Genomic DNA, 23,673 nt, shown 5'->3' on the forward strand with positions numbered 1-23,673 from the left:
TTCTACTTACCCGTCCACGCGGAGATCGGGTTGCCGAGCCAGCGCGTGTCGGCCGGCACCTCGTCGCCGCGCGTCACCAGCGAGCCCGGGCCGACCGTGGTGCGCGCGCCGATGCCCGCGCCCGGCAGCACGATGCCGTGCGGGCCGAGCGTCGCGCCCTCGCCGAGCGCCACCCGCGACATGCTCATGATCCGGTCGTGGAACAGGTGCGTCTGCACGACGCAGCCGCGGTTGATCGTCGCGCCGTCGCCCAGCGACACGAGGTCCGCCTCGGGCAGCCAGTACGTCTCCAGCCACACGCCGCGGCCGATCTTGACGCCCATCGTGCGCAGCCACGCGGTCAGCAGCGGGGTGCCGCCGATCGAGCCGATCAGCCACGGCACCGCGAGCGCCTCGACGAAGGTGTCGGCCAGCTCGTTGCGCCAGACGAAGGAGCTCCACAGCGGGTGGTCGATCTCGCGGAACTTGCCGACCAGCAGCCATTTCATGACGGTCGCGGTCAGCGCCGCGACGACCCCGGCGGCCAGCAGCGCAGGCCCCGCCAGCAGCAGCGCGACGCCGAATCCGTACGAGGAAGCCGCCCACAGCAGCCCGAAGGCGACCGAAACGGTCAGCGCGACCCCGCACATGACCGGGATGATCCGGCACAGCTCGACCAGCGCCCGCGCCGCCTTGAGGTGCAGCGCCGGGGTGTAGGTGCGGCTCGTGTCGGCGTCGCCGATCGCGCGGCGCACCGGCAGCGGCGGCATCCCGAGGTACGACGAGCCCTTCTTCGCCTTCAACGGCGTCGACGACAGGACGCCGACCAGGCCGCGCTTCGGCACCGAACGGCCGGGCGCGGTCATCCCCGAGTTGCCGAGGAACGCCTGCTTGCCGATCCGCGCCGGGGCCACGTGCAGCCAGCCGTGGCCGAGCTCGTAGGTGGCGACCATGGTGTCGTCGGCCAGGAACGCGCCGCTGTCGACCTTGGTCATCTTCGGCAGCGCCAGGACGGTCGACGCCTCGACGTTGCGGCCCACCTTGGCGCCGAGCAGCCGCAGCCACACCGGCGTGAACAGGCTGGCGTACAACGGGAACAGGCCTTCGCGGGCCATGCTCATCAGGCGTTCGGTGGCCCAGACCTGCCACGCGACGCGGCCGTGCACGGGGTGGTACCCCTCGACCATGCCGATGCTCAGCGACCGGACGCCGACGAGCACGAGCAGCAGGTAGGCGAGGAAGTACGCGGCCGTCGCCGCCGGGACGAAGACCAGCGCGCGGGTGAACGCGTCGAGCAGCGTCGGCGCACCGGCGATCGCGTAGCCGAGCACGGCGACCCCGGCCAGCGCGGCGATGCCGGGCAGGAACCCGAGCACCAGCGAGGTCGCACCGTAGACGGCGGCCCAGAAGTGCGACCGCGGCGGGCGGCTCGACGGCCACTTCAGCGCGTCGCGCTCGTCCTTGGCCACGCGCGCGGCGGGCGAACCGGCCCAGCGCTGCCCGGCCGGGACGGCGCCGCGGACGGTCGACCCGGCCGCGATCTCCGCACCCTTGCCGATGCGGGCCCCCGGGAACAGCGTGCTGCGCGCGCCGACGCGGGCTTCCGCGCCGACGCGGACCTTGCCGATGTGCACGACGTCGCCGTCGACCCAGTGGCCGGACAGGTCGACCTCGGGCTCGATCGCCGCACCGCGGCCCAGCTTGAGGAAGCCGGTGACCGGCGGCGGCGAGTGCAGGTCGACGTCCTTGCCGATCCGCGCGCCGAGCGCCTTCGCGTACGTCGTCATCCAAGACGCGCCGGCGACGCTGTCCGCGCCGGAGAACTCGGCGAGCTTCTCGGCCGTCCACAGTCGCAAGTGGACACTCCCGCCGCGCGGGTACGTGCCGGGGCGGACGCCCGAGAGCAGCACGCGCGCGCCGCCCGCGGCGATCGCGATGCGGCCGGCCGGGCTGAACAGCACCACCCAGGCCAGGCCGAGCCACGCCCAGCCCAGCGTCGGCGCCCAGGCGAACCCGAGCAGCGACAGGACGTTCGACAGCGCGGCGGCGAGGGTCGCCCAGCGCAGGCCGACGAGCCCCATCAGCGGAACCGTCAGCAGCGTCTGGACGACACCGGCGCGACGCGGGGTCGGCGCGATGTCACGGCGTTCGGTGGCCTGGCCGCTCAGCGCGTCCAGCATCGCGGCCAGCGCGCCCAGCTTCGGGTGGGCGTAGATGTCGGCGACCGACACCTGCGGATGGCGGGTGCGGATGCGCGCGACCACCTGCGCGGCGGTCAGGCTGCCGCCGCCGTGGGTGAAGAAGTCCGCCTTCGGGTTGTCGACCGACACGCCGAGGATTTCGGCCCAGCCTTCGGCGAGCCACGTCTCGGTCGGGGTCAGCCCGGATGCCTCCACTGTGGACAGCGGCCACGGCAGCGCGGTGCGGTCGACCTTGCCGGACGTGCGGGTCGGCAGGTCGTCGACGACGGCCAGCAGCGGCACCAGCGCGGCGGGCAGGTGCTCGCGCAGCCGGTTCGCGGCTTCGTCGTGGTCGAAGCTCTCGCCCGTGGGCACGACGTACCCGACGAGGACCTGGTTGCCGGCCTTGGTCCGGCGGATCGCGGCGGCCGCGCCCTGCACGCCCGGCAGGGCCTGCAGCGCGGCGTCGACCTCGCCCAGCTCGATGCGGCGGCCGCCGAGCTTGACCTGCTCGTCGAGCCGGCCGAGGAACAGCAGGCCTTCCTCTTCGGCGCGGACCATGTCGCCGGAGCGGTAGGCGCGCTGCCAGCCCAGCGACGGCAGCGGCGCGAACTTCTCGGCGTCCTTCTCCGCGTCGAGGTAGCGGGCCAGGCCGACGCCGCCGATGACCAGCTCGCCGGTCTCGCCCATGGCGACCGGCTCGCCCTCGTCGTTGACGACGGCGAGCTGCCAGCCGGCCAGCGGCAGGCCGATCCGGACCGGGCCTTCGCCGGTCAGCTGCGCCGCGCAGGCGACGACGGTGGCTTCGGTCGGGCCGTAGGTGTTCCAGACTTCGCGGCCTTCGACGGCAACGCGTTCGGCCAGCTCCGGCGGGCACGCTTCGCCGCCGAAGATGAGCAGGCGGACGTCTTCGAGCGCGTCGGCGGGCCACAGCGCGGCCAGCGTCGGCACGGTCGAGACGACCGTGATGCGCTGCGCGACCAGCCACGGGCCCAGGTCGACGCCGGTGCGGACCAGCGCGCGCGGTGCCGGGACCAGGCAGGCGCCGTGGCGCCAGGCCAGCCACATCTCTTCGCAGGAGGCGTCGAAGGCGACGCTCAGCCCGGCCAGGACGCGGTCGCCGGGGCCGATCGGCTCGTCGGCGAGGAACAGCTCAGCCTCGGCGTCGACGAACGCGGCGGCACTCGCGTGGGTGACCGCGACGCCCTTGGGCTTGCCGGTGGAGCCGGAGGTGAAGATGATCCACGCGTCGTCGGCCGGGCCGGGGACGCCGTCGCGCCCGCCCGGCGTGCTGTGGACGTTGATCTTGCCGCGGAAACCTCCGGAGCTTCGCTCCGAGCCGGGGGCTTCGCCACCCGCAGCCCCCGAAAAGACATCGGTGGCCACCGCGGCCACCTGGGCCTCTTCGAAGACCAGCTCGGCGCGCTCGTCCGGGTCGTCCGCGTCGACCGGCACGTAGGCGGCGCCGACGGACAGGGTGGCGAGGATCGCGACGTACAGCTCGGCGGTGCCGGAGGAGATCCGGATGCCGACGCGGTCGCCGAGGCCGACGCCGTACGAGCGCAGTCGGCGCCCGTAGGCGTCGATCTCCTCGAGCAGCCGCCGGTAGGTCAGCGTGGTGGTGCCGTCGTCGATCGCGGCGGCGGTGGGGTGCCGCTCGGCGGTCTCCGCGACGATGTCGAGCAGGGTGCGCTCACTGGCGCCGAGGCCGGACCAGAACAGCGCCCGGTCGGCGACCGGGGCGGCCGCGGGCGTGGCGAGCACCGGGGTCGATTCGGCGGGTTCGATCGTGACGGTCATCGACCGCTCACCTCGGCCGTGCCGAAGACGTGCAGGGACAAACCATGGGCGCGCAAGCCCATCACTCACCTTCCGGGAGCCTCAACCGGGCTTGCTCTCCTGGTTGAGGCGCCCGCAACGACCTTTCACCATACCCGCGGATGACGAAAAGGTGTCCGCAGGGTCACGAGGGAGTGTCGGACCTCACGCGGGTCCGACACGTGGGGAAATCACCGCGTGCGCGCGGCTTTTCCGCCGACCTTCGGTTTCGCCTTCTTTTCGCGAACCCGCACATTCACCCGGACGGGGCTGCCCGCGAAACCGAACTGTTCGCGGAACTTGCGCTCGATGAACCGGCGGTAGCCCGCCTCGAGGAAGCCGGTGGTGAACAGCACCAGCGTCGGCGGCCGGATGCCGGCCTGCGTCGCGAACAGCACCTTCGGCTGCTTGCCGCCGCGGACCGGCGGCGGGGTGGCCGCGATGAGGTCGGACAGCCACGCGTTGAGCTGGCCGGTCGGCACCCGCTGGTCCCACGACGCCAGCGCCGTCCGCAGCGCCGGGGCGATCTTGCGCACCGAGCGGCCGGTCAGCGCCGAGATGTTGACCTTCTCCGCCCACGGCACGCGGACCAGGCCGCGCTCCAGCTCGCGGACCATCGCGTGCCGGCGGTCTTCGTCGACCAGGTCCCACTTGTTGAACGCCAGCACGCAGGCGCGGCCGGCCTCGACGACCATGGTCAGCACCCGCAGGTCCTGCTCCGAGATCGGCTCGGCCGCGTCCAGCAGCACGATCGCGACCTCGGCCGCGTCGATCGCGGTCTTGGTGCGCAGCGAGGCGTAGTACTCGGCGCCGGCGGCGAAGTTCACGCGCTTGCGCAGGCCGGCCGTGTCGACGAACCGCCAGGTCTCGCCGTCCAGCTCGACCAGCGAGTCGACCGGGTCGACGGTGGTGCCCGCGACCGAGTCGACGACCGAGCGCTCTTCGCCGGACAGCTTGTTCAGCAGGCTCGACTTGCCGACGTTCGGCTTGCCGACCAGCGCGACGCGCCGCGGGCCGGTCGAGACGCCACCGCCCTCGCGCGGCGCCTCGGGCAGGGCCTTGAGGATGGCGTCGAGCAGGTCGCCGGAGCTGCGGCCGTGCAGCGCGCTGACCGGGTGCGGCTCGCCGAGGCCGAGCGACCACAGCGACGCGGTGTCCGCGAGCAGCCGGTCGTCGTCGACCTTGTTCGCGGCCAGCAGCACCGGCTTCTTCGAGCGGCGCAGGACCTTCGACACGGCCTCGTCGGTGGCGGTGGCGCCGACGGTCGCGTCGATCACCAGCAGCACGGCGTCGGCGGTCTGCATGGCCAGCTCGGCCTGCGCGGCGACCGAGGCCTGCAGCCCGGTCGCGTCCGGTTCCCAGCCGCCGGTGTCGACCAGGGTGAACTTCCGCCCGCCCCAGTAGGCGTCGTAGGCGACGCGGTCGCGGGTCACGCCCGGCACGTCCTGCACGACCGCTTCGCGGCGGCCGAGGATGCGGTTGACCAGCGTCGACTTGCCCACGTTGGGGCGGCCGACGACGGCGAGCACCGGCTGCCCGAGGGCGGCCTCTTCGGCCGCTTCCGCCGCCTCGATCTGCGCGTCGAGCGCGGCGAACTCGGTCTCGTCGGACCAGGTGCCGTCGACTTCGCCGACGCTGTCCAGCGCCGCCGACGCACTCTTCCCCGCGGAGGCGGAATCAAACTCAGCCATTACAACCCAATTTCCCTTACGGCGTAACGAATCCGTTTTCGGAACGCCAGTCGTCCAAAGTCTTCACGAGCGCCGCGAGCTCGCCGCGGAGCTCTTCGGTGCCCTGGTCGAGCCCGGTCTTCCCGGGGCCGACCTTCGGCGTGAACGGCTCCCCCACGAGGATGTCCACGCGCGGGCGCCAGCGCCTCCTGCCGTCGGCCGGCTTGCGCGTGCCCCGCGTCGCGACCGGGAGCACGGTCGCGCCGGAGGCCCGGACGAGCCAGGCCGCGCCGCGTTCGGCCGCGCCGACGTCGCCGGCCCCGCGGGTCCCCTCGGGGAAGATGCCCACGACACCGCCGTCCTTCAGCACGCCGACCGCGGTCATCAGCGGTTTGCGGTCGATCTCGCCGCGCTTGAGCGGGATCTGCCCGATCGCCAGCATGAACCTGCCGACGATCCCGCCGAACATCTCGGCCTTGACCAGGAACGCCGAACGCCGGGGAAGCATTCCGAAGATCAGCTGCGGTTCGATCATGGAGCTGTGGTTGGCGATCACCAGCACCGGCCCGCCGGCGGGCATGCGCTCGCGGCCGTGCACCCGGATGCGGAAGGCCGACCGCAGATAGTACCGGGCGAAGACCCGCCCGGCGTCGTGGAGTGCGCCGACGGATCCCTCGGGGAGTCCGTCAGCCTTCATCGAGCGACTTCTTCTTTGCATCCCGCCAGCAGCCCGCGGTGGCTGGCCAGCTCGCTGAGGGCGACGATCACCTGGTCGATCGACAGTTCCGAGGTGTCGACGTGCACGGCGTCGTCGGCCGCGCGCAGCGGCGACGCGGCGCGGGTCGAGTCGAGGTGGTCACGGCGCTCGACGCTCGCGAGGGCGTCGGCGACCGACGACTTCCGGCCGGCGGCGGTGTCCTGGGTGCTGCGGCGCGACGCGCGGACGTCGGCGGAGGCGGTGAGGAAGACCTTGAGCGGCGAATCCGGCGCGACGACGGTGCCGATGTCGCGGCCCTCCACGACGATCCCGCCGCGGTGCCCGACGACGTCGTCGATGATCTGCCGCTGCCGGGCGACCAGCAGCTCGCGCACGTGCGGCACGGCGGAGACGGGCGAGACGGCCTTGGTGACCTCGGGCCCGCGGATGTCGGCGGCGACGTCTTCGCCGGCCAGCCGGATCTCGGGCCGGTCGGGGCTGGTGCCGATGGCGAAGTCGGCGTGGTCGGCGAGCCGGGCGACGGCGTCCGCGTCGGCCGGGTCGACCCCGGCCCGCAGCACGGCGAGGGTGACCATCCGGTACATGGCGCCGGTGTCGAGGTAGCCGGCCCCGAGCCGCTGGGCGAGCTTGCGCGCGACGGTGGTCTTCCCGGTCCCCGACGGGCCGTCCAGCGCGACCACACCACGTAGGGCTCCCGTCACCGGCACTCTCCTCGCGTTCTCGACATGGCTGGGCCGTGTCCCATTCTGCCGGTCGGGCCGCGAGGGAGATCAGTCGCCCCGGCCCCAGGACGGAGCTTTCACGGCTTTCCGAAGCGGGCGACCACCAGCGCGAGGCGCTCGTCACGGTGCTCCGGCGACAGCCGGTGGCCCCGGTCGAGGGTGATCAAGCCGTGCAGCGTGCTCCAGAACACCTCGGTCAGGACGCCCGCGGTCCGGGTGCCCGCCACCGGCTCGACGACCGCGAGGAGCTCCGCGAAGCACGCCTTCATCACCTCCGGGGTGTCGTCCTCGGCGAACCGCAGCTCCGAGGCCAGCGTGAACATCGCGTCGTAGAGGGCCGGTTTCGCCTCGGCGAACTCGACGTACGCCCGGGTCACCCCGCCGAGGCCGCCGGGGCGGGCCGCCACCAGCGTCGCCGCCAGCTCGGCGAAGCCCTCCAGCGCGGCCGCCGCCATGATCGCGTCCTTGCCGCCCGGGAAGTGGCTGTAGAGCACCGGCTGGCTGTACTCGATCACCGCCGCGAGCCGGCGGGTGGTCACCGCGTCCCAGCCTTCCGCCTCGGCCAGCTCCCGGGCCGCGGTGACGATCCGCTGCCCGCGCTCGGTCCGGTCGCGCACACGCCGTTGTCGCTGGGTCATACGTCACATGCTAGCACTGCTAGACAAACTAGCGTCGCTAGATTAGCGTTGCTAGAAATCCTAGCGGTGCTAGAAAACTGGAGGGAACACCATGCTCGTCACCGGCTACATCCTCGTCGCGATCGTCTCGCTCGGGATCATCTACGTCGGCCTCAACTACCTCTTCGCGCCGGCCAAGATCGCCGCGGGCTTCGGCTTCACCGAGGTCCCCGAAAACGCCGAAAGCTTCCTCAACGTCAAGGGCGGCCGCGACATCGGCGCCGGCCTGGTCCCGCTGGCCCTGATGATCTACGGCGACCCGCACGCGCTGGGCTGGGTCTTCCTCACCGCGGCCGTCTGGCCCGTCTTCGACATGCTGATCGTCCTGCGCCACCGGGGAAAGAAGGCCATCGCCTTCGGCGTCCACGGACTCACCGCCCTCGTGATGATCGTCGCGGCGGCGCTCCTGCTGCTCGGCTGAACGTCGCGAATCGGACACGTGGGTTACGGTGGTTGGGTGAACGTCGAAGTAACTCCCCTGCCCGGCATCGGGGTCCGCAAGGACTTCAGCACCCGTACCGGCCGCCGCATCGGCGTCGTCACCCAGCGGGACGGTCACACCGAGCTCATCGTGTCCAAAACCGACGACGCCGACGCCTGCGCCGCCTCGATCCCGCTCACCGCGGACGAGGCGGGCACGCTGGCCAACCTGCTCGGCGCGCCGCAACTGGTCGCCCAGCTCACGGAGGAACACCGGGACCTGCCGGGGATCAGCACGCGGCAGCTGCCGATCAAGCCGTCCGGCCCGTTCGACGGCCGGACGCTCGGCGACACGGCGATGCGCACCCGCACCGGCGTTTCGGTGGTCGCGGTGGCGCGGGCGGGTCAGGTGCACCCGTCGCCCACGCCCGACTTCACGCTCACCGGTGGCGATCTGCTGGTCGCCGTCGGCACCAGCGAGGGCCTCGAAGCCGCCGTCAAGATCCTGAAGTACGGCTGAGCGCACCATGGACCACACCGCGCTGTCCCTGATCGAACTGGGGGCGGTCTTCTTCGTGCTGGGCGCGCTCGGGCGCCTGGCCGGCAAGATCGGCCTCTCCCCCATCCCGCTCTACCTGCTCGGCGGCCTCTGCTTCGGCTCCGGCGGGCTGATCCCGCTGACCGACATCGGCGGTTTCACCCACCTGGCCAGTGAAATCGGCGTCGTGCTGCTGCTGTTGCTGCTGGGCCTGGAGTACTCGGCGGCCGAGCTGTTCACCGGGCTGCGCCGGTCCTGGACGGCGGGCCTGCTCGACATCGTCCTCAACGCCGCCCCCGGCGCGGCGGTCGCGCTGCTGCTGGGCTGGGGCCCCGTCGGCGCGATGGTGATGGCGGGCGTCACGTACATCTCGTCGTCGGGGATCGTCGCGAAGGTCCTCGGCGACCTCGGCCGCCTCGGCAACCGCGAGACGCCGGTGGTGCTGTCGATCCTCGTGTTCGAGGACCTGGTGATGGCGCTCTACCTACCGATCCTCACGGCGGTGCTGGGCGGGGTGTCGCTGCTCGGCGGCATGGAGGCCGTCGGGATCTCGCTGCTGGTGATCACGGTGGTGCTGGTGATCGCGCTGAAGTTCGGCCGTTACGTCTCGGCGGCGGTCGACAGTCCCGACCGCGAGGTGTTCCTGCTCAAGGTCCTCGGCGCGGCGCTGCTGGTGGCGGGGGTGGCCTCGGCGATGCAGGTGTCGGCGGCGGTCGGCGCGTTCCTGCTCGGCATCGCGATCTCGGGTTCGACGGCGGAAAACGCGACGCACCTGCTGGAGCCGTTGCGCGACTTGTTCGCGGCGGTGTTCTTCGTGGTGTTCGGCCTCAACACGAACCCGGCGTCGATCCCGCCGGTGCTGGGCTGGGCGGTGGTGCTGGCGGTCGTGACCACGCTGACGAAGGTGGGAACGGGCTGGTGGGCGGCACGCCGGCAGGGCATCGGCCGCCTGGGCCGGGCCCGGGCTGGGGCGGCGTTGGTGGCCAGGGGCGAGTTCTCGATCGTGATCGCGGGGTTGGCGGTGACGGCGGGAGCGGTGGACGGCGAGCTGGCGGCGCTGGCCACGGCGTACGTGCTGCTGATGGCGATCCTCGGCCCGACGGCGGCCCGGGTGGTGGAGCCGATCGTCCGCGCGGTGCAACGGAAATCGGCCACCCGGACGGCTCCCGCCGAGGCGAACTAGCCGGGCCCCGAGCGCCCCAATGTGGCCTTGGTTGCGTCTCACGCACCGAAGGCCGCCTTGGGTGCGTCTGACGCACCGAAGGCCACATTGGGGCGCTTGGGCCTAGCGGAGGTCCGCCCGGCCAGCCGACGGCACGTGCTCACCACCGACGGCGGCCGGGTGGGTCGTCGCCGCGGGCACCACGCCCGCCAGCGGCACCGATGCCGACGTCCGCGCCAAGTCCAACGTCACCCGTCCCGGCTGGGCCGGCCNCCTAGCGGAGGTCCGCCCGGCCAGCCGACGGCACGTGCTCACCACCGACGGCGGCCGGGTGGGTCGTCGCCGCGGGCACCACGCCCGCCAGCGGCACCGATGCCGACGTCCGCGCCAAGTCCAACGTCACCCGTCCCGGCTGGGCCGGCCCGCGGATGAAACTCCCGTCCGTCCCGCCGACGATCAACGCCAGGGCATGGCCGCGCGGCACCACGTGGTCGGTCGACGCCAGCCGGAACGTCATCGTGTACGCCGTCCCCGGCGTCAGCACCCGTTCCTGCGAAAGCGATGCGTAGTTCGCCAGGTCCGCCCAGCCCCGGCTGAGGATCGTGTAGTTCACCTTCTTCACGTCCGCCGACGCGATCCGGTAGCAAGCGTCGTCACCCGGCGTCGACGAGCCCCAGCAGTTCTCCGCGGTCCCCGTCTTGATCCCCTCGCCGCTGCCGCTGAAGTTGCGGATCGTCGCCGCGCCCAGGTCGACCAGCAGCGCCGACACCCGGGCCGACGACGTGCTCGGCGTCGCCGTCACGGTCACCGACGTCGTACCCGAGACCTGCAGGTCCGAAGCCAGCGTCCCGGTCGAGTACGTCAACGCCGCGCCGCCCGGGTTCGTCACCCACGTGTCCTCGCCCAGGCTGGGGTTGTCGGTGAAGGACGCCGTCCCGGACGCCGGCGCGGTGCCGAGCGAGCCGCCGGTGTGCGGCCGCAACGTCGTCGCCACCGCACCCGCCGCCGGGTACGCGCTCTGGTCCGCCCACTGGTCCGGCTGCCGCTCGACGCTCGCCTGCGGCCCGTTCTGGACGCCGTTGTCGATACCGAGCAGGTAGTGGTCGAACCACCGGTGCAGCAGGTCGACCCAGTCCGCGCGCCGGTAGTCGAACGGGTCGACGTGCCCGGTCTGCGACAGCCAGATCTTCTTCTCGACGTTCAGTCCCGCCCACCACTGTCCGAAGTGGATGGTCTTGACGTTCAGGTCGTTGACGCCGTGGGAAAGCAGCACGCTCGCCCGCACGTTCCCCGCGCGCGTGACGTAGTCGCGGTCCGCCCACAGCGGCCCGTAGTCGCCGTTCGCGGTGGCGCCGGCCGTGAGAACCTGGTTCTGCGCCGAACAGTTCTGCCCGCTGTTGCGCGCCTCGACCGTCTGCGCGAGCCCGGCCGGGTTGAAGCCGAACGTCGCGCCATCGGAGCGGTAGTAGTCGTACCAGGAGCTGATCGCCGAGATCGGCACGATCGTCTTCAGCCCGGCGACGCCGGTCGCCGCGACGCCGTTGGCGATCGTGCCGTCGTAGGACTTGCCGATCATGCCGACGTTCCCGGTGCTCCAGCTCGCCGTCACCGCGCTGCCGCCGGTCTTGGCGCTGTAGCCGGTCGCGCGGCCGTTCAGCCAGTCGACGACCTTGCGCGCCGAGTCGACGTCCGACGCCCCGCCGACGTCCGCGCAGCCGGCCGAGCGGTTCGTCCCGGCCAGGTCGACGAGCACCACGGCGTACCCGCGCGGCACGAAGTAGTTGTCGTAGAACAGCGGGAACTTCACCGGCTTCCCGGCGCTGTCGTACGACTTGAGCTCGCTCTCGTTGCCGCGCCCGCAGCACGAGTAGTACGGGCTGGCGTCCATGATCACCGGCACCCGCGACGTCGCTTCGCTCGGCCGCACGATGTCGGCGGCGACGCGGTCGGAGCGGCCGTCGCCGTCGCCGTCGTGGCCGATGTCGACCCAGACGGTTTCGCGGATCGCTTTCGCGTAGTCGTAGACCGGTTCGCTCGCCGCGGGAGCCGCGGCCGCCGGGGCCACCGTGCCGGACAGGAGCACCGCGAGGATCCCGCTCACCACTCCGAGTCGCATGACGATCACGCTAGCGAGCCGGCGAGGGCGCCCACCACGGCGGAAAGTCGGGCGTACGGTGGCGATCGTGACGGAGTCCCTGCCCGCCGTGAGCCGCACGGCCGTCGGCGTCGCCGCGTTGCGCGCTTACGAAAGCGGCCGCCCGGACCGCCTGTTCGACGACCCCTACGCGGCCGCGTTCTACGAGGCCGGCCGCTCGGCGCTGCCCGACGCCTCGGCCGAGGGGCCGCAGGCCGGGCTCGGCGCGCTGTTCTACCCGCAGGTCGTGATCCGCACCCGGTTCTACGACGACCAGCTGCTCGGCAGCGGCTGCCCGCAGGTCGTGCTGCTCGCGGCCGGGCTGGACACGCGGGCGTTCCGGCTTGCCTGGCCGGACGGCACCCGGCTGTTCGAGCTGGACCTGCCGGAGGTGCTGGCGTTCAAGGACGAGGTGCTCGCCGGGCAGGGCGCCGAACCGGCGTGCACCCGGGTCGTCGTGCCTGCCGACCTGCGCGAGGACTGGGCCACCGCGCTGTGCGCCGCCGGGTTCGACCCGGCGGTGCCGACCGCGTGGCTGGCCGAAGGGCTGCTGATGTACCTGACCGCCGAGGAGGCCGAGCGGCTGCTGACCACCGTCGGCGAGCTGGCGGCGCCGGGCAGCCGGATCGCGTTCGAGCACCGGCCGGGCACCCCGCCGGGGAGCCTGATCGCCCGCGCGAAGGCGGCGGCGGGCGGCGAGCACGTCACGGACCTTTGGCGCGGCGGGCTCGGCGGCCGGGCGCCGGAGTGGCTGGCCGCCCACGGCTGGGAACCGTCGACGGTCACCCGCGCCGAGCTGGCCACCGCCTACGGCCGGCCGTCGGACGACGACGCGACCGCCGGCGGCTTCGTCACCGCCCTGTTTCAGAGCTCCACGTTGCGGTAGAGCGCGCCGACCTCGGTCTTCGTCAGCCGCCGGATCGAGCCGACGCGCTGGTTGCCGAGCTGGACGTCGCCGACCGCGGTGCGGACCAGCTTCAGCACCGGGTGACCGGTGTCCTTGAGCAGGCGGCGCACGATGTGCTTCTTGCCCTCGTGGATGACCAGCTCGACCAGCGACTTGCCGGAGTGCATGTCCTTGACCCGGAACTGGTCGACCTTGACGATGCCGTCCGGCAGCTCCCAGCCCTTGCGCAGTTCCTTGCCGAGCCCGCGCGGCACGAGGCCGTCGACCTCGGCGAGGTAGGTCTTGAGCACCCGGTAGGACGGGTGCATCAGCCGGTGGCCGAGGTCGCCGTCGTTGGTGAGCAGCAGCAGGCCTTCGGTGTTCTCGTCGAGCCGGCCGACGTGCACGACGCCGGGCGTCTCCTCGTAGCGGCCGGCGAGGTAGTCGCCGACGCAGGGGCGGCCGCGGTCGTCCGACATGGTCGAGTGCACGCCCTTGGGCTTGTTCAGGGCTAGGTAGATCAGGTCGTCGCGCAGGTTCACGCGGGTGCCGTCGACGTGGATGACCGCCTCGTCGGGGTGGACGCGGCGGCCCAGCTCGGTGACGACCTCGCCGTCCACCTCGACCCGGCCGGCCGCGATCAGGTCTTCCGCCGCCCGCCGGGAGGCGACCCCGGCCTGCGACAGCACCTTCTGCAGGCGGATGCCGTCGGGGTGTTCACTGGATGTCATCGATGGTGTCCACTTCGGGTAGCAGCGGAGCGATCGGGGGCAGGTCGTTCAGTGACGACAGCCCCAGTCGCTCCAGGAACAGCTCGGTCGTCACGTACAGCGTGCCGGTCGTCTCGGGGTCGGTCCCCATCTCTTCGATGAGGCCGCGCGCGAGCAGCGTCCGGATCACGCCGTCCACGTTCACGCCCCGCACCGCGGCAACCCGCGCGCGGGTCACCGGCTGCCGGTACGCGATCACGGCGAGGCTCTCCAGCGCGGCCCGGGTCAGCTTCGACCGCTGGCCGTCCAGCAGGAGCTTCTCCACGAACGGGGCATGGACGTCCCTAGTGTAGAACCGCCACCCTTCGCCGACGCGGCGCAGGTCGATCCCGCTGGTCCGGTCGGTGAACTTCTGCGCCATGGTGCGCAGGGCGACGACGATCCGCGCCTTGGGCTGTTCGAGGGTTTCGGCGAGCAGCTCTTCGCTGGCCGGCGAGTCGACGACGAGGAGAAGCGCTTCGAGCGCGGCTTCGAGGGCCTCGTCGGAGGAGACGTCGGGCAGCAGGCTGACGTCCCCGGTGGCGACCAGGTCCGACTCGGGATCATCAGGATCGAGCGCGGGACCGGCCACGTCTTCGGAGTCCGCGGGTGCGGCACTTTCACGTGAAAGTGCGGGCTGGGGCTCGGGCTCGGCGGCGGCAGGCTCGGCGGCGGCAGGCTCCTCGGCCGGCACCTCGCCGGCGGGCTCCTCCACCGCCGGCGCTTCCGCGACGAGCGGCTCGAGCGGCTCCTCCGGCTCGCCGTCCTCGGTGACCGGGTCGCCCGAGAGCGCCTCGTCCATCGCCAGCTCCGCCGCGGCCGCCTCGACCGCTTCGGCGGCCGGCTCCGACCCCGGCTCCGGCGTCTTGTCTTCGGGGCTCACCCGTACTCCTCTTCGTCTCCGGCGGACCGGTCCAGCTCGGCCGCCGCGGAGGCCTCCGCCATCGAGCCGCCCGTCCAGCGGACGTGCAGCTCGGCCAGCGCCTCGGTCTGCTCGAACTGGACCGTCGCCTCGCGGTAGAGCTCCAGCAGCGCCAGGAAGCGCGCCACGATCTCGACCGTGTGCTCGCAGTCGTCGACCAGCTCGCCGAACGTCGCCTGCCCGCGCTCGGCCAGTTTCACCCGCAGCAGCGCCGCGTGCTCGCGGACCGACACGCGGCCCATGTGGATGTGGGCGATCGACACCGTGGGCGGCGGCTTCGGCCGGAACACCGCCACCGCGATCTCCGCGAACTTCTGCGGCGTCACGCCCAGCATCACCTCGGGCAGCAGCCCGATGAACCGCTCCTCCAGCGCCACCGACCGCGGGTAGCGCCGCAGCGCGCCCTGCTCCAGCTCGCCGAACAGCGCCGCCACCTGCTTGTACGCGCGGTACTGCAGCACGCGCGCGAAGAGCAGGTCACGGGCCTCCAGCAGCGCCAGGTCGTCTTCGCTCTCGACCTCGGCCGCGGGCAGCAGGCGCGCCGCCTTCAGGTCCAGCAGCGTCGCCGCGATGACCAGGAACTCCGTCGTCTCGTCGAGGTTCCAGTCGGTGCCCAGCGCGCGCGTGTACGCGATGAAGTCGTCGGTGACCTGGTGCAGCGCCACCTCGGTGACGTCGAGCTGGTGCTGCGAGATCAGCTGCAGCAGCAGGTCGAACGGCCCCTCGAAGTTGGCCAGCCGCACCTTGAACTTCGACGTGCTCAGCTCTTCGGTGTTGACGCCTTCGGGGATCATCCCGCCGTGCACCGTCTGGTGCGCTTCGGGGACCTGTTCCTCCGGAGCCGATGCCGGGGCCGGTTCCGGCTCGTCCATCAGCCCTCGGTTTCGCCGCCGTCTGAGCCGACCACCCGCAGCCGCTGCACCAGCACCGACTCTTCGCCGTTCTGGTCGAAGTCGGCCAGCAGCACGGCGACCGCCTCGCGGACCAGCCGGCCGCGGTCGACGACCAGGTCGTGCTTCGCGCGCAGCGTCAGCCGGGCCTGTTCCATGGCCAGGAGCTCGTCGCCGGAAACGTAGACGGTGATCTTCGCGTCGTGCTTGGTCCGGCCCGACCCGTGCGGGGCCGCGCTGCGGGCGAGCTGCTCGGTGCGGCCGTTGCCCGTGGGCTTGGGCTTCTCGGCGGGCTCGGGCGGCGCCTGGGGCGGGAGGTCGAGAGCGGGGCTGGAAGTGATCCGGAAGAGTTCCGACGCTCCGGGCAGGGAGGCGCGCCTGCTCACCGAGCGATCACCTCGCGGGCCAGCTGGCGGTACGCCGCCGCGCCGGCCGACTTGGGCGCCCAGGTCGTGATCGGCTCACCCGCGACCGTCGTCTCGGGGAACCGCACGGTGCGGTTGATGACCGTGTCGAACACGGTCTCGCCGAATGCCTCCACCACGCGAGCCATGACCTCCTTCGAGTGCAGGGTTCTCGGGTCGTACATGGTGGCGAGAATCCCGACTATGTCCAGTTTGGGGTTGAGCCGTTCCTGCACCTTCTCGATCGTGTCGATCAGGAGCGCGACGCCTCGGAGACTGAAGAACTCGCACTCGAGCGGGATGATCACGCCGTCCGCGGCGGTCAGCGCGTTCACCGTGAGCAAGCCGAGTGAGGGCTGGCAGTCGACAAGAACATAGTCGTAGTCGTTCATGACCGGACGCAGGACCCGTAACAACGTGTGCTCGCGCCCTACCTCAGCGACGAGCTGGACCTCCGCCGCGGACAGGTCGATGTTGCTCGGCAGCAGGTCAACGCCGTCGACGCGGGTTTTCATCAGCACGTCGGTGGCGCTGACCGACCGCTCCATGATGGCGTTGTAGACCGTGTGGTCCAGTTCGTGCGGCTGGATGCCGAGACCGACCGCGAGCGCGCCCTGCGGGTCGAAGTCGACGAGCAGCACCTTGCGGCCGTACTCGGCGAGAGCGGCACCCAGGTTGATGGTCGACGTCGTCTTGCCGACGCCGCCCTTCTGGTTGCACATCGCCATGATCTTGGCCGGGCCGTGCTTGTCCAGCGGGGCCGGATCGGGGTGCTCGCGGATCGGGCGGCCGGTCGGCCCGATGCCCTCGAGCTTGACCTTCTTGCCGTTGCGCTCCTGCGGCTCGTCGCCGTCGTGGATGTCCGGCGTCGCGATCTTGACGTCGTTGAGGTTCGCCGCCGCCGACCCGGCGGACTCGGCCGGGTGGGCCGGCTGGTTCGGTGTCGACATGGCGAGAAGACTCCTTGTTCGTCGCGTCCGCCGCAGCCTATGCGCGGAGCCGGAGCCCCGGCAAAGCAACGCGCCGGACTCGACGGGGCAATGTCACTCGACCGTCGGTGCAGCGTAGGAAGGCTGTTGACCTTCTATAGGGCCATCTAGCCCAGTGCCCGCGGGTGCGCCGTGGCGTACACCTCGCGCAGGGTGTTGACCGTGACCAGCGTGTACACCTGCGTCGTCGTCACCGAGGCGTGGCCGAGCAGTTCCTGGACGACCCGGACGTCCGCGCCGCCTTCGAGCAGGTGCGTGGCGAAGGAGTGGCGGAGCGTGTGCGGCGACACGGCGGCGGCGATCCCCGCCCGTTCGGCGGTGTCCCTGAGGACCTGCCACGCGCTCTGCCGCGAAAGCCGGCTGCCGCGGGCGTTGAGGAACAGCGCCGCGGTGCCGCGGCCGTGCGCGGCGAGGGCCGGCCGGGCGCGGACGGTGTAGGCGTGCAGCGCGGCGAGCGCGGGCCGCCCGATCGGGACGAGCCGCTGCTTGCCGCCCTTGCCGTCGAGCAGGACGGTCCGTTCGGCGTCGTCGACGTCGTCGACGTCCAGGCCGACGGCCTCGGAGATGCGGGCGCCCGTCGAGTAGAGCAGCTCCAGCAGCGCCCGGTCGCGCAGCGGGCGCTCGCCGTCCGGCGGCGGGGTCTCGAGCAGCCGCAGGACGTCGTCGACCGGCAACGCCTTGGGCAGCCGCTTCGCCGGTGTCGGCGGCCGGACCTCGCGGGCCGGGTTGTGCTCGGTGAGGCCCTCGGCGTGGGCGAACTTGTGCAGGCCGCGCACGGCGACGAGCGCCCGCGCGGCCGAAGACGCCGCCAGCGGCCGGTGTTTGTCGTCGCCTTCGCGCAGCGCGGCGCCGAACGACGTGACGTGCGCGGCGGTGACGTCGGCGATCTTGGCGACGCCGGCGCCGTCGAGGTGCGCGGCGTACCGGCGCAGGTCACGGGCGTAGCTGTCCAGGGTGTTGCGCGCGGTCCCGCGTTCGACGACCAGGTGGTCGAGGTACGCGGCGATCACGTCGTCGGTGCTGCCCGCGGCTACCACGCGGGTCACCTTAGGCCGCCCGCGGTCCGTGACCCGGCAGAAACCCCGTTCTCAGGTTCGCGCGGTTACCTTGGATTCATGGAGTCGGACCAGCTCCGCGTCGGCACGGCCGAGCGGGAGGAAGCGGCGCGGCTGCTCGCCGACCACTTCGGCATGGGCCGCATCACGCCGGACGAGTACGAGACGCGGGTGACGGACGCCTACGCGGCGACGACCCTCGGCGACCTGCGGCCGCTGTTCCGCGACCTGCCACCGCCGCACCCGGGGTTCTTCGGGCCGCCGCCGGCGTACGCGCAAGCGACGGTGCAGATGCCGATGCCGTACGCCCCGCCGCCCCCGGTGCCGTACGCGCCGGTCCCGTACTCCTACCGGTCGAAGACCGTGGCGGGCGTGCTGCAGATCGTGCTGCCGTTCGGCGTGGGGCGGTTCTACACCGGCCAGATCGGGCTGGGTTTGCTCCAGTTGTTCGTGGTGCTGGTGACCGGGGTCGGGATCCTGTGGCCGATCATCGACGGCATCCTGCTTTTGCGCGACGGCGGCTTGGACGCCCAGGGTCGGCCTCTTCGCCCCTGAAACGACGTGAATGACTCATTCATGTCGCCAGGCGACATGAATGAGTCATTCACTACATCGGAACCGGGGCGTCAGGACTGCTTGCGCTTGGCGAACGCCGTCGGGCGGTCCTCCCACGGAGCGTCCGCCGGACGGGCCGAACCCGCGCCGGTGAGCACCGCGTGCGTGGCCAGCACGCCCGACACCGTGGCGCCGTTCAGCAGCTCGCCCGCCAGGGCCATCCGGACCGCCTCGGCGAGCGGGAACTTGCGGATCACCAGGTCCGCCTCCTCCTCGCCGAGCACGTCACGGTCCACTTCGGACAGTCCGCGGGCCAGGAAGACCCGCACGACCTCGTCGGTGAAGCCGGGTGACGCCGCGACGTCGACCAGCGTCACCCAGTCCGACGCGGCCAGCCCGACCTCCTCGACCAGTTCCCGGCGAGCGGTGCCCACCGGGTCCTCGCCGAGGTGGTCGATCAGGCCCGCCGGCAGCTCCCACAGCCGGTGCCCGATCGGGTGCCGGTACTGGTGGATCAGCGTGACCTGCTCCTCCTCGTCCAGCGCGACGATCGCCACCGCGCCGAGGTGCTCGATCACCTCGCGAACCGCGGTGTCGCCGCCCGGCATCACGACGTCGTCGATCCGCAGGCCGACGACGCGTCCGATGTGGACGTCCCGGCTGGACGCGACGCTGAACTCGTGCTCGCCCGGGGCGGTCATCGGGCCGCCACCGGCGCCTCCGGCAGCTCGACCGGCAGCCGCTCGGCGACCTTGCGGTCGACGACGGCCTTGACGAACGCGCTGAACAGCGGGTGCGGCCGGGTCGGGCGGCTCTTGAGTTCCGGGTGCGCCTGGGTGCCGACGAAGAACGGGTGCTTGTCGGCGGGCAGCTCGACGAACTCGACCAGGCGGTCGTCCGGCGACGTGCCGGAGAAGACCAGGCCGGCGTCCGAGAGCTGCTTGCGGTAGGCGTTGTTCACCTCGTAGCGGTGGCGATGGCGCTCGGACACCTCGGTGGTGCCGTACGCCTTCGCGACCTGCGAACCCGCCTTGAGCTTGGCCGGGTACGCGCCGAGCCGCATGGTGCCGCCCATGTCCCGCTCGCCCGCGACGACGTCGCGCTGGTCGGCCATGGTCGAGATCACCGGGTGCGTGGTGTTCTCGTCGAACTCCGACGACCCGGCGTCCTTGATCCCGGCCAGGTGCCGGGCGGCCTCGATGACCATGCACTGCAGGCCGAGGCACAGGCCGAGGAGCGGCACGCCGCGGGTGCGGGCGTACTCGATCGCGCCCACCTTGCCCTCGATGCCGCGGATGCCGAACCCGCCCGGGATCAGCACACCGTCCACATCGGACAGCACGGACGCGGCGCCGGACGCGGTCTGCGCGTCGTCGGAGGCGACCCAGACGATCTCGACCTTGGCGCGGTGGGCGAACCCGCCCGCGCGCAGGGCCTCGGTGACCGACAGGTAGGCGTCCGGCAGGTCGATGTACTTGCCGACGACCGCGATCCGCACGATCTCGCTCGGGTTGTGCACCCGGTCGAGCAGGTCGCCCCACACCGTCCAGTCGACGTCGCGGAACGGCAGCCCGAGGCGGCGGACGACGTAGGCGTCGAGCGCCTCGCCGTGCAGCACCTTCGGGATGTCGTAGATCGACCGCGCGTCCGGGCAGGCGATGACGGCCTCGGTGTCGACGTCGCACATCAGGCCGATCTTGCGCTTGAGATCCTCGGGGATCTCGCGGTCGGCCCGGCAGACCAGCGCGTCGGGCTGGATGCCGATGTTGCGCAGCGCGGCGACCGAGTGCTGGGTCGGCTTCGTCTTGAGCTCGCCCGACGGCGCCAGGTACGGCACCAGCGAGACGTGCAGGAAGAAGCAGTGGTCGCGGCCGACGTCGTGGCGGACCTGGCGGCAGGCTTCCAGGAACGGCAGCGACTCGATGTCGCCGACCGTGCCGCCGACCTCGGTGATCACGACGTCCGGGGCGTTCCCGGCCTCGTCGGGCTCGGCCGCGGCGGTGATCCGGGCCTTGATCTCGTCGGTGATGTGCGGGATGACCTGCACGGTGTCGCCGAGGTACTCGCCGCGGCGCTCCTTGGCGATCACCTCGGAGTAGACCTGGCCGGTCGTGACGTTGGCCTTGCCGTCGAGGTCGCGGTCGAGGAAGCGCTCGTAGTGCCCGATGTCGAGGTCGGTCTCGGCGCCGTCGTCGGTGACGAACACCTCACCGTGCTGGAACGGGTTCATCGTCCCGGGGTCGACGTTGAGGTACGGATCGAGCTTCTGCATCGTGACGCGAAGCCCGCGCGCGGTAAGGAGTTGTCCCAGGCTGGAAGCCGTGAGTCCTTTACCCAGAGAGGAGGCAACGCCTCCGGTGACAAAAACGTACTTGGTAGCCCGTGACTGAAGTCCCACGGGCCGCCAGCATATCCCAAGTCCGCGGATCCGCGCGCTGTGACATGCCCGAACCGCCTTTTGTGCTCCTGACCACCCTTTCGGGGGCGGATCAGGCGGTGGCCTTCGCCGGCCGCAGCCGCGGGCGGCCGGTGAGCGCGCGGCTGCCGGGGAGCCGGCGCAGGGCCTCGACGATCAGGATCGTCGACACGATCGTCGCCAGGTAGATGACCACGCTCAGCCAGGGCGCGCCGAAGTGCTCCGCCACGACCGGGATCACCGGGCCGAGCAGGGCCAGCGCCAGGGGGTGGACGAGGAAGATGCTGAACGACCGGTTCGCCGCCCAGGACACCAGGCGGGCGCCGCGGCTGCCCTCGCGGCGCCGGCCCGACCACCAGGTGGCGAACGCGTAGATCGCGGCGATGACGGTGACGCACCACGGGATCAGGTACGGCTGGAACGGGTCGCTGGCCACCTGCGGGAACGTTCCACTGTGGACGGTGCGCAGGTAGACCCACTCGGTGCCGGCCAGCACGGCCACGAGCAGGCCGCCGAGCAGCAGCCGGTGCCGGCCGACCCAGGCGTGCACGGTCTCGAAGTGCATGGCCACGACGGCGCCGAACAGCGTGTAGAACTGGTACGGCAGCACGGTGGCGTACAGGTGGGTGATCGTCTCGTAGCTGACACCGAACGGCTGGTACGTCATGAAGAGCGTGACGCCGGCCTGCAGCACCCCGCTGCCGAGCAGCAGCCACTTGTGCTTGCCTTCGGTCGCCCGCAGCAGCTTCATGATCCACGGGAACAGCAGGTACACCTGCATCGTCACGAGCAGGAAGTACAGGTGGTACCAGGCGCCGCCGGTGACGAGGTCCTTGAGCAGCAGGCGCATCGACGCCTCGAGCGACCCCGGCTGCTGCGTGCCGGTCACCAGCGAGAACGCCCAGAAGAACATCGACCACGCCAGGTAGGGCGTCGCGACGAGCGGCAGCCGCTTGCGCCAGAAGTCGCCCGGGGTGATCTCGCGGCCGCGGTTCTGGAACACCAGCACGAACCCGGTGAGCGCGAAGAACGCCTCCCGCGTGAAGTGCAGCGGCGTCTCGACGGCGTTGGCCCCGACGTCCTGCGCGAAGTTCGTCGCGCCCACCACGTGGATGAGGATCACGCAGGCGAAGGTGACCAGCCGGAACAGGTCGATCTGGTGCAGGTACGGCGCTTTCCCACCCGGTCTCGCGATCCGGGAAGGCGCTTCGAGAGTGGCCTGGGCAGTCGTCATCGTGCCGCCGTTCCGGCACCGTCGTCGGCGTGGTTCACGTTGTCAGACTTGCCACCCATTCTGTGAATTTCCCATGAAGGCACTGGGCGGCGCCTGTTGGCGGGCCCCTGCCGGGCTGTCGGATATGCCACTCCCGCTCGGGATGCATCGTTCCTGTGATCATGTTAGTGCTCAGCGTGAAGGGCCACCACCCGGGCGTGACGACACCCACGTGATGGCCCTTAGCCGCGAACGCTCAGAACGCGCCGGCCCCGTTCGGGGTGCCGAGGCCGGTCGGGCCGTCGTAACCGGTGACGGCGGTGCAGAGGTAGGTGCCACCGCACGAGCCGTTGCTGCCGCCGCTCACGTCGTAAAGCGAAGAGGTGTGCGAGTACGCCGTGTTGGCGCCGCTGACCCCGCTCACGCCGCCGAGCGCGTACACGCTGCCGACGACCGGCGCCGCGACGCTGGTGCCGCCGAACACCATCCAGCCGCTGCGGCCCTGGTAGGCCGTGCTGTCGTAGACCGCCACTCCGGTGGCCGGGTCGGCGACGGCGCTGACGTCGGCGACGGTGCGCCGGGAACACCCGCTGTCGGTCTGCCACGAGGGCTTGGCGACGTAGGCCGAGCAGCCGCTGCCCGCGCCGCTCCACGCGGTCTCGGTCCAGCCGCGGGCGGTCGACGCCTTCTTCAGGCTGGTGCCGCCGACCGCGGTGACGTAGCGCGACGCCGCCGGGAACTCGACGCCGTAACCGGAATCACCGGAGCTGACCGTGATGGCGACGCCGGGGTGGTTGAAGTACTTGCCCTCGTCGGTGGTCTCGCCGGAGTACTCGCCGCCGCCGTAGGAGTTGCTGACCACCTCGGCGCCGAGCCGGACCGCGGTGTTCACGGCGGTGCCGAGGTTGGCCATGCCGGCCGAGCTCGCTTCGACGAGCAGGATGTTGCACTTCGGGCAGATCGCCGAGGCCATGTCGACGTCGAGGGAGATCTCCTGGGCCCAGCCGCCGTCCTTGCGCGGGTAGGACGTCCCGCCGCTCTGGTCGGACTTCGCGAAGCACGGCGTGGTGCTCGCGTCCACCGAAGACGGCGTGCACGAGGCGAGCGCGGGGATGCCGTACTGGGCGCGGTAGACGTTGACGTCCGAGAACGCCGTCGGGGCGTCGTAGGCGTCGACGATCGCGATGGTGCGGCCGGCGCCCGCGCTGCCGGAAAGGGAGCCGAGGTTGTACGCGGAGAGCAGGTCGGCCGGGCCGAGCCCGGACGGCGTGGCGGCCGCGGCGGCGACGTGGTCGGTGTCGATCCAGGCGTTGCAGGCCGCGTACCCGGCCGGGGCGGCCGAGCAGACGCGCTGGACGTGCCCGTGCTGCGCGGGTGCCGCCTCGGCGACGCCGGCCGTCGTGAGGGCGAGGGTGAAGGCTGCGGCGAATACTGTCGCTCTACGCACAGTGAACCTCCGGGAGGTGGGGACCCGGTCGGCGGGACCGGTGAGCGAAGACAGTAAGCAGCCGTTCAGCCGGGTGACACAGACCAAAGTCGTGTCTCGGTTGCTCCCAACGGTGGAAAATCCGGGCGC

Annotated in this window: 22 protein-coding genes; 5 read left to right on the forward strand and 17 right to left on the reverse strand. The window is 71.7% G+C overall.

Features of this window, described 5'->3' with window-relative positions; all coding sequences use genetic code 11:
• Window positions 1-2: 2 nt before the first annotated feature.
• The 5 genes from ABFJ78_RS45190 to ABFJ78_RS45210 form a co-directional block, all read right to left on the reverse strand.
• Window positions 3-3,959 carry a Pls/PosA family non-ribosomal peptide synthetase gene (locus ABFJ78_RS45190; RefSeq protein WP_436393609.1) on the reverse strand — a complete coding sequence of 1,319 codons (3,957 nt, stop codon included), beginning with the start codon at window positions 3,957-3,959 and terminating at the stop codon, window positions 3-5.
• 209 nt (window positions 3,960-4,168) lie between these two features.
• Window positions 4,169-5,668, reverse strand: a complete 1,500-nt coding sequence (gene der, locus ABFJ78_RS45195) for a ribosome biogenesis GTPase Der (RefSeq protein WP_436393610.1) — start codon at window positions 5,666-5,668, stop codon at window positions 4,169-4,171.
• A gap of 16 nt (window positions 5,669-5,684) precedes the next feature.
• On the reverse strand, window positions 5,685-6,344 hold the full coding sequence (locus ABFJ78_RS45200; RefSeq protein ID WP_436393611.1) for a lysophospholipid acyltransferase family protein: 660 nt from the start codon (window positions 6,342-6,344) through the stop codon (window positions 5,685-5,687).
• On the reverse strand, window positions 6,341-7,045 hold the full coding sequence (cmk, locus tag ABFJ78_RS45205; RefSeq protein ID WP_436393642.1) for a (d)CMP kinase: 705 nt from the start codon (window positions 7,043-7,045) through the stop codon (window positions 6,341-6,343). Before cmk ends, ABFJ78_RS45200 begins: the two co-directional genes overlap by 4 nt.
• A 119-nt stretch (window positions 7,046-7,164) precedes the next feature.
• The gene (locus tag ABFJ78_RS45210; RefSeq protein WP_436393643.1) at window positions 7,165-7,704 is read right to left on the reverse strand and encodes a TetR/AcrR family transcriptional regulator; all 540 of its coding nucleotides are present in this window, start codon (window positions 7,702-7,704) and stop codon (window positions 7,165-7,167) included.
• A gap of 112 nt (window positions 7,705-7,816) precedes the next feature.
• On the opposite strand from ABFJ78_RS45210, the gene ABFJ78_RS45215 reads away from it, so the two are divergent.
• The 3 genes from ABFJ78_RS45215 to ABFJ78_RS45225 are packed head-to-tail and all read left to right on the forward strand — an operon-like array spanning window position 7,817 to window position 9,905.
• Window positions 7,817-8,185, forward strand: coding sequence for a DUF4267 domain-containing protein (locus ABFJ78_RS45215; RefSeq protein WP_436393612.1), 369 nt, complete (start codon window positions 7,817-7,819; stop codon window positions 8,183-8,185).
• A 36-nt stretch (window positions 8,186-8,221) separates the two neighbouring features.
• On the forward strand, window positions 8,222-8,704 hold the full coding sequence (locus tag ABFJ78_RS45220) for a cation:proton antiporter regulatory subunit (protein ID WP_436393613.1): 483 nt from the start codon (window positions 8,222-8,224) through the stop codon (window positions 8,702-8,704).
• Window positions 8,705-8,711: 7 nt separating this feature from the next.
• A complete protein-coding gene (locus ABFJ78_RS45225) occupies window positions 8,712-9,905 on the forward strand; it encodes a cation:proton antiporter (protein WP_436393614.1) in 1,194 nt (397 codons plus the stop codon).
• Between the two features lie 102 nt (window positions 9,906-10,007).
• On the opposite strand, the gene ABFJ78_RS45230 is transcribed toward ABFJ78_RS45225, so the two are convergent.
• Window positions 10,008-10,136 carry a hypothetical protein gene (locus ABFJ78_RS45230; RefSeq protein WP_436393615.1) on the reverse strand — a complete coding sequence of 43 codons (129 nt, stop codon included), beginning with the start codon at window positions 10,134-10,136 and terminating at the stop codon, window positions 10,008-10,010.
• A 22-nt stretch (window positions 10,137-10,158) separates the two neighbouring features.
• Window positions 10,159-11,988, reverse strand: coding sequence for a Xaa-Pro dipeptidyl-peptidase (locus ABFJ78_RS45235; RefSeq protein WP_436393644.1), 1,830 nt, complete (start codon window positions 11,986-11,988; stop codon window positions 10,159-10,161).
• Between the two features lie 70 nt (window positions 11,989-12,058).
• Here ABFJ78_RS45235 and ABFJ78_RS45240 point away from each other — a divergent pair, with 70 nt between their 5' ends.
• A complete protein-coding gene (locus tag ABFJ78_RS45240; protein WP_436393616.1) occupies window positions 12,059-12,904 on the forward strand; it encodes a class I SAM-dependent methyltransferase in 846 nt (281 codons plus the stop codon).
• Here the strand turns inward: ABFJ78_RS45240 and ABFJ78_RS45245 are convergent.
• From ABFJ78_RS45245 to xerD, 6 genes are all read right to left on the reverse strand, one after another.
• Window positions 12,883-13,635, reverse strand: a complete 753-nt coding sequence (locus tag ABFJ78_RS45245) for a pseudouridine synthase (protein ID WP_436393617.1) — start codon at window positions 13,633-13,635, stop codon at window positions 12,883-12,885. The genes ABFJ78_RS45240 and ABFJ78_RS45245 overlap by 22 nt on opposite strands.
• Window positions 13,622-14,536: an SMC-Scp complex subunit ScpB gene (gene scpB, locus ABFJ78_RS45250; protein ID WP_436393618.1), complete on the reverse strand. Its 915-nt coding sequence runs from the start codon at window positions 14,534-14,536 to the stop codon at window positions 13,622-13,624. The genes ABFJ78_RS45245 and scpB overlap by 14 nt, the downstream gene beginning before the upstream one ends.
• A complete protein-coding gene (locus ABFJ78_RS45255; protein WP_436393619.1) occupies window positions 14,533-15,447 on the reverse strand; it encodes a segregation and condensation protein A in 915 nt (304 codons plus the stop codon). The genes scpB and ABFJ78_RS45255 overlap by 4 nt, the downstream gene beginning before the upstream one ends.
• Complete coding sequence (locus ABFJ78_RS45260; RefSeq protein WP_436393620.1) at window positions 15,447-15,851, reverse strand: cobyrinic acid a,c-diamide synthase; 405 nt, start codon at window positions 15,849-15,851, stop codon at window positions 15,447-15,449. The genes ABFJ78_RS45255 and ABFJ78_RS45260 overlap by 1 nt, the downstream gene beginning before the upstream one ends.
• A complete protein-coding gene (locus tag ABFJ78_RS45265) occupies window positions 15,848-16,819 on the reverse strand; it encodes a ParA family protein (RefSeq protein WP_436393621.1) in 972 nt (323 codons plus the stop codon). The genes ABFJ78_RS45260 and ABFJ78_RS45265 overlap by 4 nt, the downstream gene beginning before the upstream one ends.
• Window positions 16,820-16,965: 146 nt before the next feature.
• Window positions 16,966-17,868, reverse strand: coding sequence for a site-specific tyrosine recombinase XerD (gene xerD / locus ABFJ78_RS45270; protein ID WP_436393645.1), 903 nt, complete (start codon window positions 17,866-17,868; stop codon window positions 16,966-16,968).
• A 105-nt stretch (window positions 17,869-17,973) separates the two neighbouring features.
• On the opposite strand from xerD, the gene ABFJ78_RS45275 reads away from it, so the two are divergent.
• The gene (locus ABFJ78_RS45275) at window positions 17,974-18,468 is read left to right on the forward strand and encodes a DUF1707 domain-containing protein (RefSeq protein ID WP_436393622.1); all 495 of its coding nucleotides are present in this window, start codon (window positions 17,974-17,976) and stop codon (window positions 18,466-18,468) included.
• A gap of 71 nt (window positions 18,469-18,539) precedes the next feature.
• Here ABFJ78_RS45275 and ABFJ78_RS45280 read toward each other — a convergent pair whose 3' ends face one another.
• From ABFJ78_RS45280 to ABFJ78_RS45295, 4 genes are all read right to left on the reverse strand, one after another.
• Window positions 18,540-19,169, reverse strand: coding sequence for an NUDIX domain-containing protein (locus ABFJ78_RS45280; RefSeq protein WP_436393623.1), 630 nt, complete (start codon window positions 19,167-19,169; stop codon window positions 18,540-18,542).
• The gene (locus tag ABFJ78_RS45285; RefSeq protein ID WP_436393624.1) at window positions 19,166-20,866 is read right to left on the reverse strand and encodes a CTP synthase; all 1,701 of its coding nucleotides are present in this window, start codon (window positions 20,864-20,866) and stop codon (window positions 19,166-19,168) included. Before ABFJ78_RS45285 ends, ABFJ78_RS45280 begins: the two co-directional genes overlap by 4 nt.
• Before the next feature lie 91 nt (window positions 20,867-20,957).
• Window positions 20,958-22,118, reverse strand: coding sequence for an acyltransferase (locus ABFJ78_RS45290; RefSeq protein WP_436393625.1), 1,161 nt, complete (start codon window positions 22,116-22,118; stop codon window positions 20,958-20,960).
• A 235-nt stretch (window positions 22,119-22,353) separates the two neighbouring features.
• On the reverse strand, window positions 22,354-23,544 hold the full coding sequence (locus ABFJ78_RS45295; protein ID WP_436393626.1) for a S53 family peptidase: 1,191 nt from the start codon (window positions 23,542-23,544) through the stop codon (window positions 22,354-22,356).
• Between the last annotated feature and the right edge of the window lie 129 nt (window positions 23,545-23,673).

Origin of the sequence: Amycolatopsis sp. MEPSY49 (genome assembly GCF_051337345.1) — a bacterium.
Taxonomy (GTDB): domain Bacteria; phylum Actinomycetota; class Actinomycetes; order Mycobacteriales; family Pseudonocardiaceae; genus Amycolatopsis.

What these genes read in the sequence shown, in the direction of transcription:
- ABFJ78_RS45190 (WP_436393609.1), bottom strand. Translation starts at nt 3,959, where the DNA reads ATGACCGTCACGATCGAACCCGCCGAATCGACCCCGGTGCTCGCCACG.
- der (WP_436393610.1), bottom strand. Translation starts at nt 5,668, where the DNA reads ATGGCTGAGTTTGATTCCGCCTCCGCGGGGAAGAGTGCGTCGGCGGCG.
- ABFJ78_RS45200 (WP_436393611.1), bottom strand. Translation starts at nt 6,344, where the DNA reads ATGAAGGCTGACGGACTCCCCGAGGGATCCGTCGGCGCACTCCACGAC.
- ABFJ78_RS45215 (WP_436393612.1), top strand. Translation starts at nt 7,817, where the DNA reads ATGCTCGTCACCGGCTACATCCTCGTCGCGATCGTCTCGCTCGGGATC.
- ABFJ78_RS45225 (WP_436393614.1), top strand. Translation starts at nt 8,712, where the DNA reads ATGGACCACACCGCGCTGTCCCTGATCGAACTGGGGGCGGTCTTCTTC.
- ABFJ78_RS45245 (WP_436393617.1), bottom strand. Translation starts at nt 13,635, where the DNA reads ATGACATCCAGTGAACACCCCGACGGCATCCGCCTGCAGAAGGTGCTG.
- ABFJ78_RS45255 (WP_436393619.1), bottom strand. Translation starts at nt 15,447, where the DNA reads ATGGACGAGCCGGAACCGGCCCCGGCATCGGCTCCGGAGGAACAGGTC.
- ABFJ78_RS45265 (WP_436393621.1), bottom strand. Translation starts at nt 16,819, where the DNA reads ATGTCGACACCGAACCAGCCGGCCCACCCGGCCGAGTCCGCCGGGTCG.
- ABFJ78_RS45275 (WP_436393622.1), top strand. Translation starts at nt 17,974, where the DNA reads ATGGAGTCGGACCAGCTCCGCGTCGGCACGGCCGAGCGGGAGGAAGCG.
- ABFJ78_RS45280 (WP_436393623.1), bottom strand. Translation starts at nt 19,169, where the DNA reads ATGACCGCCCCGGGCGAGCACGAGTTCAGCGTCGCGTCCAGCCGGGAC.
- ABFJ78_RS45290 (WP_436393625.1), bottom strand. Translation starts at nt 22,118, where the DNA reads ATGACGACTGCCCAGGCCACTCTCGAAGCGCCTTCCCGGATCGCGAGA.